This window comes from Polaribacter gochangensis, from assembly GCF_046224025.1.
In the GTDB taxonomy this organism is placed as follows: Bacteria; Bacteroidota; Bacteroidia; order Flavobacteriales; family Flavobacteriaceae; genus Polaribacter; species Polaribacter gochangensis.
The window spans coordinates 42,211-59,648 of sequence record NZ_JBJXRF010000006.1 but is presented as its reverse complement, the minus strand read 5'-3'; the positions used below and the strand labels follow the sequence as shown (position 1 = coordinate 59,648).

17 protein-coding genes are annotated in these 17,438 nt (G+C 32.7%); 9 read left to right on the top strand and 8 right to left on the bottom strand.

Translation table 11 applies throughout. The features are described from left to right. Positions 1 to 57: 57 nt before the first annotated feature. Complete coding sequence (locus tag ACEWL1_RS11835; protein ID WP_409233513.1) at positions 58 to 567, bottom strand: TrmH family RNA methyltransferase; 510 nt, start codon at positions 565 to 567, stop codon at positions 58 to 60. Further along, positions 568 to 1,455 (bottom strand): helix-turn-helix transcriptional regulator, encoded by an 888-nt coding sequence (locus tag ACEWL1_RS11830; protein WP_409233512.1) that lies wholly within the window; start codon positions 1,453 to 1,455, stop codon positions 568 to 570. A 208-nt stretch (positions 1,456 to 1,663) separates the two neighbouring features. On the opposite strand from ACEWL1_RS11830, the gene hemA reads away from it, so the two are divergent. The 7 genes from hemA to hemF all read left to right on the top strand — a co-directional run bounded on the left by hemA (position 1,664) and on the right by hemF (position 9,332). Continuing rightward, positions 1,664 to 2,932: a glutamyl-tRNA reductase gene (gene hemA, locus ACEWL1_RS11825; protein WP_409233511.1), complete on the top strand. Its 1,269-nt coding sequence runs from the start codon at positions 1,664 to 1,666 to the stop codon at positions 2,930 to 2,932. Next, positions 2,916 to 4,499, top strand: a complete 1,584-nt coding sequence (gene hemC, locus ACEWL1_RS11820) for a hydroxymethylbilane synthase (RefSeq protein ID WP_409233510.1) — start codon at positions 2,916 to 2,918, stop codon at positions 4,497 to 4,499. Before hemA ends, hemC begins: the two co-directional genes overlap by 17 nt. Before the next feature lie 40 nt (positions 4,500 to 4,539). Continuing rightward, positions 4,540 to 5,502: a porphobilinogen synthase gene (gene hemB / locus ACEWL1_RS11815; RefSeq protein WP_409233509.1), complete on the top strand. Its 963-nt coding sequence runs from the start codon at positions 4,540 to 4,542 to the stop codon at positions 5,500 to 5,502. Between the two features lie 63 nt (positions 5,503 to 5,565). Next, positions 5,566 to 6,858, top strand: coding sequence for a glutamate-1-semialdehyde 2,1-aminomutase (hemL, locus tag ACEWL1_RS11810; protein ID WP_409233508.1), 1,293 nt, complete (start codon positions 5,566 to 5,568; stop codon positions 6,856 to 6,858). A 42-nt stretch (positions 6,859 to 6,900) separates the two neighbouring features. Beyond that, the gene (locus ACEWL1_RS11805; protein WP_409233507.1) at positions 6,901 to 7,239 is read left to right on the top strand and encodes a four helix bundle protein; all 339 of its coding nucleotides are present in this window, start codon (positions 6,901 to 6,903) and stop codon (positions 7,237 to 7,239) included. A gap of 44 nt (positions 7,240 to 7,283) precedes the next feature. Beyond that, the gene (hemE, locus tag ACEWL1_RS11800) at positions 7,284 to 8,312 is read left to right on the top strand and encodes a uroporphyrinogen decarboxylase (protein WP_409233506.1); all 1,029 of its coding nucleotides are present in this window, start codon (positions 7,284 to 7,286) and stop codon (positions 8,310 to 8,312) included. Between the two features lie 114 nt (positions 8,313 to 8,426). Then, a complete protein-coding gene (gene hemF / locus ACEWL1_RS11795) occupies positions 8,427 to 9,332 on the top strand; it encodes an oxygen-dependent coproporphyrinogen oxidase (RefSeq protein WP_409233505.1) in 906 nt (301 codons plus the stop codon). Between the two features lie 59 nt (positions 9,333 to 9,391). Here hemF and ACEWL1_RS11790 read toward each other — a convergent pair whose 3' ends face one another. Together ACEWL1_RS11790 and ACEWL1_RS11785 are read right to left on the bottom strand one after the other, a co-directional pair. Continuing rightward, on the bottom strand, positions 9,392 to 10,648 hold the full coding sequence (locus ACEWL1_RS11790) for a hypothetical protein (protein WP_409233504.1): 1,257 nt from the start codon (positions 10,646 to 10,648) through the stop codon (positions 9,392 to 9,394). Positions 10,649 to 10,669: 21 nt separating this feature from the next. After that, positions 10,670 to 11,239 carry a YceI family protein gene (locus ACEWL1_RS11785; protein WP_409233503.1) on the bottom strand — a complete coding sequence of 190 codons (570 nt, stop codon included), beginning with the start codon at positions 11,237 to 11,239 and terminating at the stop codon, positions 10,670 to 10,672. 321 nt (positions 11,240 to 11,560) lie between these two features. On the opposite strand from ACEWL1_RS11785, the gene ACEWL1_RS11780 reads away from it, so the two are divergent. Further along, the gene (locus ACEWL1_RS11780; RefSeq protein ID WP_409233502.1) at positions 11,561 to 12,874 is read left to right on the top strand and encodes a dihydrolipoamide acetyltransferase family protein; all 1,314 of its coding nucleotides are present in this window, start codon (positions 11,561 to 11,563) and stop codon (positions 12,872 to 12,874) included. A gap of 125 nt (positions 12,875 to 12,999) precedes the next feature. Further along, positions 13,000 to 13,734 carry a DUF6263 family protein gene (locus ACEWL1_RS11775; RefSeq protein WP_409233501.1) on the top strand — a complete coding sequence of 245 codons (735 nt, stop codon included), beginning with the start codon at positions 13,000 to 13,002 and terminating at the stop codon, positions 13,732 to 13,734. 54 nt (positions 13,735 to 13,788) lie between these two features. On the opposite strand, the gene ACEWL1_RS11770 is transcribed toward ACEWL1_RS11775, so the two are convergent. The 4 genes from ACEWL1_RS11770 to ACEWL1_RS11755 form a co-directional block, all read right to left on the bottom strand. Continuing rightward, complete coding sequence (locus ACEWL1_RS11770) at positions 13,789 to 14,736, bottom strand: succinylglutamate desuccinylase/aspartoacylase family protein (protein ID WP_409233500.1); 948 nt, start codon at positions 14,734 to 14,736, stop codon at positions 13,789 to 13,791. Continuing rightward, positions 14,726 to 15,601, bottom strand: a complete 876-nt coding sequence (gene rimK, locus ACEWL1_RS11765) for a 30S ribosomal protein S6--L-glutamate ligase (protein ID WP_409233499.1) — start codon at positions 15,599 to 15,601, stop codon at positions 14,726 to 14,728. The genes ACEWL1_RS11770 and rimK overlap by 11 nt, the downstream gene beginning before the upstream one ends. An 11-nt stretch (positions 15,602 to 15,612) precedes the next feature. Beyond that, positions 15,613 to 16,044 carry an ATP-dependent zinc protease family protein gene (locus ACEWL1_RS11760; protein ID WP_409233498.1) on the bottom strand — a complete coding sequence of 144 codons (432 nt, stop codon included), beginning with the start codon at positions 16,042 to 16,044 and terminating at the stop codon, positions 15,613 to 15,615. Positions 16,045 to 16,163: 119 nt separating this feature from the next. Then, on the bottom strand, positions 16,164 to 17,435 hold the full coding sequence (locus ACEWL1_RS11755) for a pyruvate dehydrogenase complex dihydrolipoamide acetyltransferase (RefSeq protein WP_409233497.1): 1,272 nt from the start codon (positions 17,433 to 17,435) through the stop codon (positions 16,164 to 16,166). Positions 17,436 to 17,438 lie beyond the last annotated feature (3 nt).

The following is a 17,438-nucleotide window of genomic DNA, read 5'->3' as shown; positions in this document are numbered from 1 at the left end:
CCTAATTCCTAATTCCTAATTCCTAATTCCTAATTCCTAATTCCTAATTCCTAATTCCTAATTCCTAATTCCTAATTGATTTGTTACTTCATACAATGCAATCGATAAACTATGCACTACATTCATTGAAGAATTTCTTCCGTACATTGGTATTGCAACCGTTTTATCAACGATATTGATGTTTTCAATTCCGTTGCGTTCACTTCCTAAAAGCAACACTATTTTTTTATGTTTTGTAAAATCATAATTTTGAATTTCGACACTTTTATCGGTAATTTCAATTCCGATAATGGTGTTTCCTTCTGCTTTTAATTGATGTATGATTTTCGTAAAATCAGAATACGTTTCATACTCAATTTGATTGAGCGTATTTCTCGCTGTTTTTTTTACAATTCGATTTTCAATTGACGGCGAAGTTTCGTGTAAATAGATTTTTTGCACACCAAAACTTTCAGCAATCCTGAAACACATTCCGATGTTTTCTGGAGTTCTAATGGCGTCACAAACAATGGTAATTGGAAAATTTTGTTGTTTGTTTTCTATTTCTGTGTGATGTAATTGCTTCATTTAACTGTTTTGTAAAGAACTCACGTATTTTTTTGGAGTAGTTCCAAATTTCTTTTTAAAAGCAGCAATAAAATGACTTGAGGTGCTGTAGCCAATTGTAGAGCCTACTTCGTTTACATTGTGTTTGTTGCTTTCTAACAATCTTCTGGCGTGTTCCATTTTATAATCGAATAAAAAAGCATAAACAGTATCGCCATAAATTTGTTTAAAACCTTCTTTTAACTTTTTTAATGACAAGCCAATTTCGTTAGATAACTCATGTAAACTTGGCGGTTCTGCCATTCTAGAAATAATGATGTCTTTAGCTTTTCTGATCTTTAAAACATTTTGCTCATCAACCAAAAAAGGACAAAAATCTGCATTTGCTGTATCTTCTTTTTGAAAATGCAAACTCAATAATTCGTAAATTTTACCTTTGATAAACAATTCTTTAATAGAACTGTTTACATTAGAATTGATAATTTGTTGCAAAACAATTAATACCGAAGGCTTGATGATATCGTCGTTATAATATTTTCTGTTGATGTTTTCATCACTTAAAAAAGGAATGTGATTTGCTTCTTTAGAAAACAACGAATGAAACTTTTCTATAGAAATTAATAAAGAAACCAAAGAAGTATTTGGGTCTATTTCTAAATTTATTGGTAGTTTTTGTTGTGGATTGTATAATAAAATACAATGCTGATTTAAAACATCAAGCGTGTAGCTTCCGTTATTAAATAAAAACTTAGAATTTCCTTTAATACAAAAATGCAACTGAATAAAAGAGCTATCTATGTCTCTTTCAAATCGTTGTGTTTTTTTACGATCGTTCTCAAAGTGTAATAAGAAAAATAAATTTTCAATGCTTATTTCTTTCAGAGTACTTTTTGCGTTGTTTTTTGTCATTTTGAAAATTTAATAAGAAATTTTTTTATTTAGAATGGTTCTATATAAAAATCGATAGAAGTCCTTATTTTTCAGCAAAAATACATATTTTTTAGTTTTATTTAATATTAAATAGTTAAAAAACGTAGAACGACATTAATAGTTCTTTAAGCGATACTTTTATTGGCAATAAGTTTTTACTTTTGAGCTACTTTTTGAAAAAAAATACATGGCAACCAAAAATCATCAAGTAAATTTATACAATATTGGAGTAAGCTATAAAAAAGCAGAAGCCGATGTTAGAGGTAAATTTTCGTTAACTAAAGAAGCTCAAATTCAGGTTTTACAAGAGGCTAAAGAAAATGGTATTGATGGTATTTTTGTATTATCAACCTGCAATAGAACAGAAATTACCGGATTAGCAGAACACCCTTTTCAGTTAATTAACTTATTGTGTAAGCACTCTAAAGGAACTGTTGAGGATTTTGCAACTGTTTCTAATGTGTATAAAAACCAAGAAGCCATTTCGCATTTGTTTAGAATGGGAACTGGTTTGGATAGTCAGATTTTAGGAGATTACGAAATTGTTGGTCAATTAAGAAATTCTTTTAAGCAGGCAAAAAAGCAAAAAACGACAAACGCATATTTCGAAAGACTTTTAAATCATGTGATGCGAGCAAGCAAGCGTGTTAAAAATGAAACACGTTTAAGTTCTGGTACAACGTCTGTTTCGTATGCAGCAGTTCAATATATCATTTCTAATATACCAAATTACAACCACAAAAACATGTTGGTTTTTGGTTTGGGGAAAATGGGAAAGCATACCTGTAAAAATTTAGCAGAATACACAGAAAATAAATCGGTTTGCTTAATCAATAGAACCGAAGAAAAAGCAACGGAATTTGTTAAAGAGCATCCATCAATTAGAAAAGCAACGATAAGCAGCTTGGCTTCAGAGGTAAAAAAATCTGACATCTTAATAGTTTCTACCGGAGCAAATTTTCCAACAATAACAAAAGAGCACATTCCTACAGATAAAGAAATCCTAATTTTAGATTTATCAATGCCTGCAAATGTTGACGCCGAGGCAAGAAATTTGTCAAATGTAACCCTTGTAAATGTGGATGAATTATCTAAAATTACAGATGAAACCTTAGCGATTCGTCAACAAGAAATTCCTTTTGCAGAGTCAATTATAGAAACGCATAAAAATGAGTTTAATGAATGGTTAAATCATCGTAGATTTACACCAGCAATTAATGCGCTAAAACAATCGCTAGAAACGATTCAGCAAGATGAAATTGCTTTTCATAAAAAGAAGTTGAAAGGTTTTGATGAAGAACATGCAGAAATTATCACATCAAGGTTTATTCAAAAAATAACAACACAGTTTGTAAAACATTTAAAAGACGACGAAACGTCCATTCCGCAAAGTATAAATGTGGTTAGTAAAATGTTTGGAACTGAATTAGAAAAACTACATGCAGAAGATTATTAGAATTGGTACAAGAGACAGCGAATTAGCACTTTGGCAAGCAAAAACAGTTCAACAACAATTAGAGTATTTAGGACACAAAACAGAAATAGTTGCCGTAAAATCAACTGGAGATTTGGTCTTAGATAAACCGTTGTACGAATTAGGAATTACAGGAATATTTACGAAGAATTTAGATATTGCTTTAATGAATGATGAAATTGATATTGCAGTTCATTCTTTAAAAGATGTGCCAACAATATTACCAAAAAGTATTGTTCAGGCAGCAGTTTTAAAAAGAGGGAACTCTAATGATATGCTTGTTTTTAAAGACAACGAAGAGTTTTTAACCCAAGAAAATGCCATCATCGCTACCGGAAGTTTAAGAAGAAAAGCACAATGGTTGCATCGTCATCCAACGCATCAAGTTGTTGGTTTAAGAGGGAATATACAAACCAGATTAGAAAAATTAAAAAACAACGATTGGAATGCTGCAATTTTTGCCGCTGCCGGATTGGAACGATTAAAGCTAAAACCTGATGGTGCTTTTAGTTTGGACTGGATGATTCCTGCTCCAGCGCAAGGAGTTGTAACGATTTCTGCTTTAGCTGAAGCAACAGGTGTTTTAGAAATATGTAAAGAATTAAATGATGAAGAAACAGCAATGCTTGCAAAAGTAGAACGCGATTTCTTAAATATTTTAGAAGGTGGTTGTACTGCGCCAATTGGAGCCTTAGCTTTTGTGAAAGAAGATGAAGTGTATTTTAAAGGGGTTTTATTAAACGCTGATGGAACCAAAAGAATAGATGTTACTTCTAAAGAAAAAATTGGGAGACATAATTACATCGCTAAAGAATGTGCTGACTTTGTGTTGAATAGAGGCGGAAAAGAAATAATGGATTCGCTAAAAGGAAATAAAGTAAAAGAATTTGCAGTGTATTCTACAAAGAAACTTTCTGAAATTCAAAAACGATTATTGCCAGAAACTGTTGCCGTTGATGACAGTGACTTTATTAAAATCCGCTTTAATAGGATTCCGCGAAAAGTGATAAAAAATGACATTGAAAATGTAATCATTACTAGTAAGAATGGTGTAGAATCGTTGTTAAATAGTTTTGTAAAACAAGAATTAAATTTTAATAATATTTACTGTGTTGGTAGAAGAACAAAGAAGTTAATCGAGCAGAAAATAGGAAAAGTTACACATTCAGAAAAGAATGCAGAAAAGTTAGCTGAATATCTTTCTTCAAACATAAAAGGACAAGAAGTAACGTATTTCTGTAGCGATTTACGTTTAGATACCTTGCCAGAAGTGTTGACAAAAAACGAAATTACAGTAAACGAAGTAGAAGCATATAAAACCATGTTTAGTCCAGTAAATGTGAGAGAACAATTTTCTGGAGTGCTATTTTACAGTCCATCTACCGTTGAAAGTTATTTGCAAGACAATCAGCCAAATAAAATTGCTTTTTGTATCGGAGAAAGTACTGCGAAAGAAGCTAGAAAACATTTTGATAATGTGCAAGTTGCCAATTTGCCAACTGTAGAAAGTGTATTAGAATTGGTGAATTTACATTTTGTAAAAAAATAATTTTATGCTGAACTTGTTTCAGCAACTCATAATAGATGTTATGAATCGTACAAGAAGACTTAGAAAATCAGAAGGAATTCGCAGATTGGTTAGAGAAACTAAACTTTCTGTTGATGATTTCATTTATCCACTTTTTATTGAAGAAGGTGAAAATATTGAAACAGAAATTGTTTCCATGCCCGGAATCAAGCGTTTTTCGTTGGATCGGATTTCAAAAGAATTGGATGAAGTTGTAGAATTAAATATTCCAGCAGTTTTGTTATTCGGAATTCCGTCTAAAAAAGATGATGAAGGTATAGAAACTTGGAATGATAACGGAATAATGCAACAAGCAATTCGGTTTATCAAAAAGAACTATCCTAGTTTATATGTCATTACTGATGTGTGTTTTTGTGAATACACAAGTCACGGACATTGTGGAGTAATCCACGAGAATGATGTGAATAACGATGCTACTTTAGTCAATTTGGCAAAGCAAGTGATATCTCATGCAAAAGCGGGCGTTGATATGGTGGCGCCATCAGGAATGATGGATGGAACAATTGATATGGTGCGTCAGTCTTTAGATAATTCAGGTTTTGTAAACTTACCAATTATGGCATATGCTGTAAAATATGCATCTGCTTTTTACGGACCTTTTAGAGAAGCAGCAGATTCTGCACCAACATTTGGTGATCGAAGAACCTATCAAATGGATCCGTCAAATAGAGACGAAGGAATGCGAGAAGCAACCTTTGATGATCAAGAAGGCGCAGATATTTTAATGGTAAAACCCGCCTTATCTTATTTAGATATCATTAGAGATTTAAAAAATAATTTCGACCGACCAATTGCGTGTTATAATGTAAGTGGAGAATATGCCATGATAAAAGCTGCGGCAGAAAAAGGTTGGATTGATGGTGAAAAAGTGATGCTAGAAAGTTTGCTTTCTATGAAAAGAGCAGGAGCAGATATCATCATTACGTATTTTGCGAAAGAAGCAGCGAGAGTATTAAATAAATAGCTTTTAGCTGTTGGAAGTTAGCCTTTAGCTAATTGCCAAAAGCCAAAAGCCAAAAGCTAAAAAATGAAATTCGAAAAATCACAAAAATTATACGAAAAAGGATTGGTAAACTTAGTTGGAGCAGTAAATTCTCCGGTAAGAGCATTTTCATCCGTTGGGGGAAATCCGTTGTTTATCAAAAAAGCAAAAGGAACTAAAATTACAGATGTTGATAATAATAAATATATCGATTTAGTGTTGTCTTACGGACCAATGATTTTAGGACACCGTCATAAAAAAGTACAAAAGGCAATTACCAAAGCATTAAAAAATGGGTATTCTTTTGGAGCATCAACAAAAAATGAAATCAAACTCGCAAAGATTGTTTGTGATGCTTTTCCAGGAATGGATAAAGTACGTTTTGTGAACTCAGGAACAGAAGCGGTGTTAAGCGGAATTCGTTTGGCAAGAGCTTATACAGGAAAAGATAAAATCATCAAGTTTTCGGGTTGTTATCACGGGCATCAAGATGCTTTGTTGGTTGCAGCAGGTTCTGGTTTGGCAACGTTGAGTTTACCTGGTTCTAAAGGGGTTCCAGAAGGAGCTGTAAAAAATACTTTAATTGCAGAATACAATAATTTAGAAAGTGTAAAAAAACACTTTGAAGATGATGATAATATTGCCGGAGTTATTATCGAACCAATAGCTGGTAATATGGGTGTTGTAATTCCCCAGAATAATTTTTTGAAAGAATTAAAAGCCTATTTAGAAACAAAAGGAGCGTTGTTAATTGTAGATGAAGTAATGACGGGGTTTCGTTCTAAATTTGGAGGAGCACAAGAATTGTTAGGAGTTGAAGCAGATATTACCTGTTTAGGAAAAGTAATAGGTGGAGGTTTTCCTGTTGGAGCATACGGTGCGAGAAATGAAATTATGCAAGAAGTTGCACCACTTGGCGGAATGTATCAAGCAGGAACATTGAGTGGAAATCCGATTGCAATGGCAGGAGGAATTGCAACATTGACTGAGTTGAAAAAACAAAACCCGTATGAACAATTTAATGCAGTAGCAGAAAAAATAGAAGGATTTTTATACGCATCAGCGGAGAAAAATGGGGTAGAAATTACGGTAAATCGATTTGGTTCTATGATCAATCCGTTTTTCACAAAAAGCGATGTAACAAATTTTGAGCAAGCACAAACTTCTGACACACAGAAATTTGCAGTATTCTTTTGGGAAATGATAAAAAATGGCGTGTTTTTACCACCAAGTCAATTTGAAGCCTGGTTTTTATCATCTGCATTGAGTGAAAAAGATTTAGAAAAAATAAGTAAAGCGATTGATGCAGCCATGAAAAAAGTAGCTGATAGCTTTTAGCCTTTTGTTTTTAGAAAATAAACTATGAGAAATTTTAGAAAATTGAAGATCTGGGAACAAGGTATTGTTATTGTCAAGGAGATTTATAAAATAGCTCAAAAATTACCTGCTGATGAGAAATTTGGATTAAAAAGTCAAATAACAAGAGCAGCAGTTTCAATTCCTTCAAATATTGCAGAAGGATGTAGTAGAAATAGTGAAATTGAATTCAAACGGTTTTTAGAAATCGCTATGGGTTCACTTTTCGAAGTAGAAACACAGTTGATTATTGTTCAAGAATTGAATCTAATTAATCCAGAAGAATTAAAAGATATTTTTGAATTAATTGAAAAAGAAGGAAAAATGGTTAACGGATTAATAAATACTATAAAGAATAGCTAAAAGCCAAAGTCAAAAGCTAAGTGCTAATAGCCAAAAGCTATAATATGATAAAAAACGATTTATTTTTAAGAGCCTTAAAAGGAGAAACTGTTGATAGACCACCAGTTTGGATGATGCGTCAAGCAGGAAGATATTTGCCTGAGTTTATGGAAATCAAAGAGAAATACGATTTCTTTACACGTTGTAGAACTCCAGAATTGGCATCAGAAATTACAGTACAACCAATTCGTAGATATGGAATGGACGCTGCTATTTTATTTTCTGATATTTTGGTAATTCCGCAAGCGATGAATATTGAGGTGGAAATGAAACCAAACTTTGGCCCGTATTTGCCAAATCCTATTAGAGACCAAAAAGGTGTTGACAATGTTATAATTCCTGATGTTCATCAAGAATTAGGATATGTAATGGAAGCAATTAAAGCAACCAAAGAAAAGTTGAATGATGAAATTCCGTTAATTGGTTTTGCAGGTTCACCTTGGACAATTTTATGTTATTGTGTACAAGGTCAAGGTTCAAAGAATTTTGACAAAGCAAAAGAATTTTGTTTTACAAATCCGATTGCAGCGCATCAATTATTACAAAAAATTACCGATACAACCATTGCCTATTTAAAAGCAAAAGTGGAAGCAGGAGTAAATGCCGTACAAGTTTTTGATTCTTGGGGCGGAATGTTATCTCCGGTTGATTATCAAGAATTTTCGTGGCAATACATCCAGCAAATTATTGATGCATTAAAAGAAGATGCCCCAGTAATTGCATTCGGAAAAGGATGTTGGTTTGCGCTAGATACGATGGCGAAATCTGGAGCTTCTGCTTTGGGTGTAGATTGGACATGTTCTCCAAGAAATGCACGTTATTTATCAGGTGGAAATATTACACTTCAAGGTAATTTTGATCCAACAAGATTGTTTTCTCCGCCGTCAGAAATCAAGAAAATGGTGCATCAAATGATCAACGAATTTGGAAAAGATAAATACATTGTAAATTTAGGTCATGGTATTTTACCAAACATTCCATTAGACAATGCAAAAGCATTTATTGATGCGGTAAAAGAATATAAAGCAAACTAAAATTTAAATATTTTGGGCGTTCCCTAAAGGTCGCGCTTTCCGTTATATCTTTTTGCAAAAAAGCAAAAAGGATGTCACTTCAATCACTAACGCACATTTTAGTCCATTTAAAGAATGAAGAACAAGTTTTACGCTTACATAGAAAATCTACAAAACACCATAACTTCAACATTAGAAAAAGTAGATGGAAAAGCAACTTTCCAAGAAGATCTTTGGAAACGTGCTGAAGGTGGTGGAGGTAGAACTCGTGTAATAGAAAATGGAAATATTTTTGAAAAAGGAGGCGTCAATATTTCAAAAGTATTTGGAGAATTGCCAGAAGCTTTACGAAAACAATTTGGAGTAGAAGAAGGAAATTTCTTTGCTTGTGGATTGAGTTTAGTGTTGCATCCAAAAAATCCGTTTGTGCCAACAGTGCACGCCAATTGGCGCTATTTTGAAATGTACAATGCCTCTGGAGAAATTGTAACGCAGTGGTTTGGTGGCGGACAAGATTTAACTCCGTATTATTTGTTTGAAGAAGATGCAATTCATTTTCATACTGTTTGCAAAACAGCCTGTGATAAACATCATCTAGAATTTTATCCGAAGTTTAAAGAAACCTGTGATGACTATTTCTGGAATACTCACAGAAATGAAGCGCGTGGAATAGGAGGTTTGTTCTTTGATTACCTAAAAGAAACAGATGAGTTTTCTATAGAAGATCGATATAATTTTGTGACTGAAGTGGGTGATAGTTTTTTAGAAAGTTATGTGCCAATTGTTGAAAAAAGAAAAGATATTGGATACTCAAGAGTTCATAAAGATTGGCAAGAAGTGCGCAGAGGTCGTTATGTAGAATTTAATTTAGTACACGATAGAGGAACATTGTTTGGTTTAAAAACAAATGGACGCATAGAAAGTATTTTAATGAGTTTGCCACCAACTGTTCAATGGGTTTATAATCATCATCCAGAAGAAAATTCTGAGGAAGCTAAATTATTAGAAGTTTTGGCGAATCCAAAAAAATGGGTGAAGTAGTTTTAATAAATAAAAAGGCGAGAGTAATTACTCTCGCCTTTTCTTATAATTTGCTTTGCTTAAAAAGAAATCACTGCTTCAAACGCCACTCCTTTAAAGTTTGCTCCTGCATATTTACTGGCTGAAGGATAGTCTTTATGATCCTGGCTTACGTACACCAATTTACTCATTACATTTTTAGTCATAAACCAACCTAAACCAGTTTCAATTCTGCTTACTGTAACTTTATTTGTGTCAGCATTGCTTAATTTACCGCTAGCTGTATTGTACTTAAGACCAATATAAAAATTGTCTGTGTTTCCAAATCTATATAAAACATCTCCTGCAACTTGATTCCAAGTTCTTGTTTCTGTGCTTCCGGTTTTATCACCACCTTTAGCGTTCTCATAAGTTCCAAAAAATTCTAAGTTTTTGTATTTGATAAAACTGTTGAACATAAATGACGTAAGTTGATTTTTAAATCCTGGATTTACACGACCTGCTCTAAAGTCTGCTGAATCTCCAGTGACTTGAATCACATTGTAAAATCTAGAACCTGTTCTGTCTCCAGTGTATAAATACACGCTTTTTAGTTTAGAAGAGTGGTACATAGAACCTGTTAACCTAATTCGAGTATCGTTGTTTACTTGTTTGTCATATCCAAATTTACCAATTATTGCAGAGCTAGTTGCTTCAGCATCAATAACACTTTGATTTAATTTTCCGTTTGAAAAACCTCCCATAAAGATTAGATTGTTTCTTTTATAGTAAACTTCAGCTCCTATTTCTGTGCTAAAGGCATCCATTAGGTAGTTTCCTACAAAGGGATTTAAAAAGGCGCTAGCGTTATCGCTTCTTCTAAAATGTGCGTCCCCGTAGTTGTTTTCCATCTGTCCTACTTTAATGGTTGCATATTTCATAAAATTCTCCAAGAACCCAGGAGAAATAAAATCTAATTTGTCCATTTGCAAATACCCTCCTTTTACCCATGTTTCGTGGTGGTGATTTGAGGCTAAGTATAAGTCTAATTTAACTCTCAATCCATCAGCAAGCTGAGCGTCAATGGTCATGTTTGCGGTAGGTAAGTTGTAATCACTACCAAGGTCAATTAAGTTGTTTAAATCGTTAGAGTGGTTGATGCCTTGCCATTGTAATGCGAAAGCTCCGCCAATTCTTACTTCTAAACCGTTAAAGGGTACGTTAGTTTTAACTACATCAAATATGTTAATTCCTGCTTTGTCTTTTGAGTAGTAATTTTGCAGCTTTTGGGCATAAATATTTTGAAAGCCAATTGCAACTACAAAAAAGAATACTGTTGATAAAATTCTATTTTTCATCTTGTTGTTTTTTAGTTTATATTAAAAGTTTAAGTTAAATTTAATTGTTATTTCATCACCGGTTTTTATAGTTCCTAGTAATGCTTTTGGTGGTTTTATTCCATAATCTGTCATTTTTAATTTATATTCTCCTTGTAGTGTAGTTTGGTTTTCTAACTTGTTTATTGTGGTTAGCACCGCTACATTTTTTGTGACACCAGCAATTGTTAAATCGCCTTGAAGCTTAAGGGTTAGAACTTTTGTGGTATCAGAAACAATTTCACCTTTTTTAAAAATAAATGTTATTAATGGGTGCTCTTTAGCTTTTAGAGCTTCATAGGTGAGTTTGTCCATTAGTTTTTTGCCACTTTTGATGCTTGTTGCCTCAATTTTTACTTCTAAAGTTTCGATAGATCTTTCATCTAAACTCTTTAAGGTCATTTTTGCATTTGTCAGCTCAACGATACTTTCCCAGTCATGTAAAGTCGAAGTTCCATTTACTGAAACACTGCTAGATAGCTTAACATCAAGAGGAGCTGAATTTGTTACCTCTTGGCTTTGTATTGTGCTTATGGTAAGTAGAATAATTATAAAAGTGTGTAAGTTTTTCATGATCTATTTATTTAATACAACAAAATTATGACATCTTTTAACCTCAAAAGATGACTTAAGTCATAGGTTAATAGTTTTATTAAGTTGTAAAATAGAATGTGTGATTTGTTTTTTAATTAAGAGGATGCTTTCTCGACTGTAATTATGAGATTCACAATTAAACATCTTTTAAAAAACAAATAATGTATTTTTAGCAATCAAGATTACTTATATGTTAGGGTATTTGTAAAAATAAATAATTTTTGATTTATGTTTTTTAATTATTTTTTAATGAATACACATACTTTTTTTGTACTTTCGCAAACAATAATAAAATGAAGAATGGCTAGATTCGAACTTAAATTGCCTAAAATGGGCGAAAGTGTTGCAGAAGCAACAATTACATCGTGGTTAAAAGAGGTTGGAGATACGATAGAATTAGATGAAGCAATTGTAGAAATTGCTACAGATAAAGTAGATTCTGAAGTACCAAGTGAAGTTGAAGGGACCTTAGTTGAAATTTTATTTGAGAAAGATGATGTTGTTGCAGTAGGTGCAACAATTGCTGTTATAGAAACTGAAGGAGGAGAAACTGTTGCGGTTTCAAGCGAACCGAATGAATCACCAAAAGAAGTAGTTGAAATAGAAAAAGAAGTAACAGCAACAATTGAAGAAGTTAGTACTCCAATTTCTAAAAATTCTGAAAGCGGAAAATTCTACTCGCCTTTAGTTAGAAATATAGCCCAGAAGGAAGGCGTTTCTATGCAAGAATTAGAATCTATTTCTGGGAGTGGAAAAGATGGAAGAGTTACAAAAGATGATATTTTATCCTATATAAAAAACAGAAGTTCAGCTCCTCAAAAAGTTGCAGAACAACCGAAAACAACACCAATTAAAACTCAGGCTACAAAAGAGGTTTCTAAAGCGGCTCCAGTTTCTGTAAACGGAGAAGATGAAGTTATTGAAATGAGTAGAATGGGTAAATTGATAGCCAAACATATGGTAGATTCTGTTCAGACATCTGCACATGTACAATCGTTTATTGAAATTGATGTTACCAATATTGTAAAGTGGAGAACTAAAGTAAAGGATGCTTTCTTTAAAAGAGAAGGAGAAAAATTAACTTTTACACCCATTTTAATGCAAGCAGTTGCGTCAACAATTAAAAAATTCCCGTTAATTAATATTGCTGTCGATGGTGATAACATTATTAAGAGAAAGAATATTAATTTAGGAATGGCTGCTGCGTTGGCAGACGGAAATTTAATTGTTCCTGTTATTAAAAACGCAGATCAATTAAACTTGGTTGGTATGACAAAAGCGGTGAATGATTTAGCAGTAAGAGCAAGAGGAAATCAATTAAAACCAGACGATATTCAAGGTGGAACTTACACGGTAACTAATGTGGGAAGTTTTGGTTCTGTGATGGGGACACCAATCATAAATCAACCTCAAGTTGCTATTTTAGCGTTGGGAGCCATCAGGAAAGTTCCTGCTGTTATTGAAACTCCTGAAGGTGATTTTATCGGAATCAGACAAAAAATGTTTGTTTCTCATTCTTATGACCATAGAGTTGTAAATGGTGCTTTGGGCGGAATGTTTATCAAAACATTAAAAGAAACATTAGAAGCTTGGGATGTAAACCAAGATTTTTAAAAAGTAAATTACATATACATATAGAATGCTCGAACATATGCTTCGAGCATTTTTATTTTTAGTAATGGCAAAATAAATCAATAATAGATGGTATATTTAGCCCATAAACTTAGATTTAAAAACAGATGAAAAAACTACTTATTTTAATTGTAATTGCATTTACAATTAACACAAACGCACAAGAATCAACTTTATTAAGATTAAATCATAAGAAAGGTGATGCTTATGTAACAACCATGAAAATGTCTCAAGATATGGGAGATGTGATGTCTATGGATATTTCAATTACAATGAATACTGATATTACAGAATCTTCTAAAGATACTTATGTAAGTAAAATGAAAATTTCAAGTATTTCTATGGATATGAATCAAGGGGGAATGAATATGAGTTACGATTCATCAAAAAGTGATGATGAATTAGATGCTACTGGAAAAATGATAAAGGCTCAAATGGGGCCGATGTTACAAGCAGTTATAACAGTAAAAGGAAATAACCTTGGTGAAATTATTGAAACTTCAGTTGAACCAAATATTCCAGGAACAAGTGATTTAACAAATCAAACAAATAATGTTGTGTATCCTAAAAAAGCACTTAGAGTTGGTGATTCTTGGACGATGAAGAAAGAGGAAAAAGGGATGGTTATTGATTTTGTGTATACTGTAAAATCTATTGCAAGTGCAACTATATTATTAAATGTTACAGGTGAAGTATCTGGAAACGCTACAGGAACTGTTGTTGGAACTATGGATGTTGATAAAAAATCTGGAATGCCTTTAGTTTCTAAAATTGATATGGATTTAACCTCTCAAGGTCAGGCATTAACAACAAAAATGGTTGCCACTACTGTGAGAAAATAATTATTAAAAGAAATTTGATAATAAAAAACCTCAAGAATTTCTTGAGGTTTTTTATTATTCGATACTTACATGAAAAAGAGCATCTCCTTTATTTACAATTGGAGTTTTATTTATACAAAATATATGACAATTAAAAGGCGCATAAACTTTCTTTTTAAACTCCCCAAAAGGATCTTCAATTATTCCTAAAACTTCTTTCTTTTTTATTTTTGCTCCATTTTTTACTAAAATCTTAAACATTCCAGAATGTGAAGATCTCAACCACTTTGCTTTTTTAATTAAAACAGGTTGTTCTTTTATGGTAACCTCTCCTTCAATTAAACCTAAATAAATCAATACATTTTTTGCTCCATTTACGCCTTCATTAATTATTGAAGCATCTAACTCTTTTGATTTTCCGCCTTCAAAAAGCAAAACGGTTTTCCCCATCTTATTAATGGTTTCTCGTAAAGATTTTGCAATATTATTAGAAAAAACTATGATTGGTGGATTAAAAACTTTAGCCAATTCTAATCCCTTTTCGTCATCAATATTACATCTTATTTGAGCAATATTTTCTCTTTGACCGCCACCTGTATGAAAATCGATTACATAATCTACATGAGGTGCAATTTCTTTGGTAAATTGATAAGCAAACTGGCTCGCTAAAGAACCATTTGATGAACCTGGAAACATTCTGTTTAAATCTCTTCCATCAGGAAATTCTCTAGTTTGAATTAAATATCCGAAAATATTAAAAACAGGAATACAAATAATAGTTCCGTTTACAGGTTTGTTTATTTTTTGCCCAATGATTTCTCTTAAAATACCAACTCCATTTATTTCATCACCATGAACACCCGCTAAAAGTAAAACTACTGGGCCTGGATTTAAAGATCTTTCAATAATTACAGGAACTTTTAGGGTGGTTCTTGTATGTAATTTGGCAACTTCTAAATCTAAAACAGTACGTTCTCCTTTAGGAATTTCTTTCCCTAAAATTTTAAAAGGTTTATTCAACATTTAATTCTAAATAACGAATGATTTCTTTTGCAATATTTTTCTTTGTGGCAACTTCTATGCCTTCTAAACCTGGCGAAGAATTTACTTCTAACACTAAAGGTCCTTTTGACGATTGTAGCATGTCAACTCCCGCAACACCTAATCCCATGGCTTTGGTTGCTTTTAATGCGGTTTTTTCTTCTTCATCTGTTAGTTCAATGACGTTTGCATTTCCTCCTCTGTGTAAGTTAGAGCGAAATTCTCCTTCTTTTCCTTGTCGTTTCATGGCGCCAATAACTTTACCATCAACAACAAAAGCTCTAATGTCTGCTCCGCCTGCTTCTTTGATAAATTCTTGAGCAATCACTCTTGCTCCAAGGCCATTAAATGCTTCTAGAACAGATGTTGCAGCATTTTGAGTTTCTGCTAAGACAACACCTAAACCTTGAGTTCCTTCTAAAAGTTTTAATACTAAAGGTGGTCCACCTACAGATTCTACAACATGTTCAACATCTTTTGTGTAATTTGTAAAAACTGTTTTTGGTAATCCAACTCCAGCTCTTGCTAATATTTGTAAACTACTTAATTTGTCTCTAGACCTAACCAATGCCATTGAAGACACAGCGGTAAAGACTTTCATCATTTCAAATTGTCTAATTACTGCAGTTCCATAAAATGTTACAGAAGCACCAATTCTTGGAATAATTGCATCAATATCTGTTAAATATTCGCCTTTATAAAAAATCTTTGGAGCTTTTCTTTCAATTTCTATATTGCATTTTAAATGATCTACAACAATAACTTCGTGACCTCTTTTTTGTCCGGCCTCTACAAGTCTTCTTGTCGAATATAATTTTGGGTTTCTTGATAAAATGGCAATCTTCATAATTAGATTCTTTATTTTAATTTGTACGAATTATTTTTTTGTGATGTATCTACAATAAACTTTTTAGTAAGAAACTTTCTGCCTAATAATATAGGATATTTCATGTCGCTTCTTTCGCTTAAAGTTAATTCGATATTGTGAGTTTCGTTAAAAAGAGTAACAGTTGTTTTGATTGCAAAACGTTCTTCTGATGTTCCGTTAGAACTTTTAATTACTTTTTTATAGTAATTCTTTGTTCTAAATTCTTTTTCGTTGTATTGAATATGATTTGGATCTAAAAGTGTGAAGTTAATAAAATTCTCACCATTTATTATGGTTTCTTCTATTTTATGTGCGTGTATAGCTGATGTATAGGCTCCAGTATCAACTTTGGCTTCAATATTTAAAAGGCCAAATTCTGGAAAATCAATTTGATCAATTCGTCCAATTGTTTTTTTTGTCATTGTTTTAAAAAAAATATATACTCTGTTTTATGTAGGTTGCTAAGGTATAACAATTGTTGTTTCAAAAAAAAGCTCAGAAATATTTCCGAGCTCTTTTTATCAAATATATAAAAATCCTTTTACGCTAACATGGTAACAGGGTTTTCTAAATACGTTCTTAAAGTTTGTAAAAATTGTGCTCCAACAGCTCCATCAACAGTTCTATGATCACAGGCAAGTGTAACTTTCATTGTGTTGCCAACTACAATTTGACCTTCTTTTACAACAGGTTTTTGTACAATGGCACCAACAGATAAAATTGCTGAGTTTGGTTGGTTGATAATTGAAGTAAATTCTTGAATTCCAAACATTCCTAAATTAGAAATTGTAAAGGTGCTTCCTTCCATTTCGTTTGGAGTAATTTTTTTATTTCTTGCTTTTCCTGCTAATTCTCTAACATTTCCGCCAATTTGAGTTAAGCTCATTTGGTCTGCAAATTTTAAAACTGGTACAACCAATCCTTCATCTACTGCAACGGCAACCCCAATATGAATATGACTTTTAAAAACCGTAGCATTATCTGTCCAGCTTGTATTTACTTGTGGGTGCTTTTTTAATGCCATTGCACAAGCTTTAACAACCATATCATTAAATGATACTTTTGTGTCTGGAATTGAGTTAATGGTTTTACGAGAATCCATTGCATTGTCCATATCAACCTCTATGGTTAAATAGAAATGTGGTGCCGTAAATTTCGAGTTTCCTAAAGCTTTCGCAATTGCTTTACGCATTTGCGAATTTTTTACTTCTTCTGTATGTTCTTCGCCAGCAGGAACAAATTTTGCAATTGGAGCAGAAGATGTTTCTGTTGATGTTTCAGCGGCTACAGTAGTAGATGGTGTATAGTTTTCTACATCTTTTTTAGTGATTCTTCCATTATCTCCAGACCCTTTTAAGTCCGCTAAATTAATACCTTTATCACTTGCAATTTTCTTTGCTAAAGGAGAAGCAAAAATTCTTCCACCAGTAGTAGTAGTTGCTTTTGCTTCCACAACTTCAGCAACTGGTTCTGTAGATGTTACTTTTTTAGGAGCTTCTTCAGTTTTCTTTTCTTCCGTTTTTGGTTCTTGAGTTTCCTCTGCGCTACCACTAAGCAATCCTGAGATATCTTCTCCTTTATCACCAATAATAGCTAGAAGCGTATCAACCGGAGCACTTTCTCCTTCTTGAACACCAATATGTAATAAAGTTCCTTCGTTAAACGATTCAAACTCCATTGTTGCTTTATCTGTTTCAATTTCAGCTAAAATATCGCCTTCTTCAATAGAATCACCAATATTTTTTAACCATTGTGCCACAACACCTTCTTCCATGGTGTCACTTAAACGCGGCATGTTTACTACTATTGCCATAAT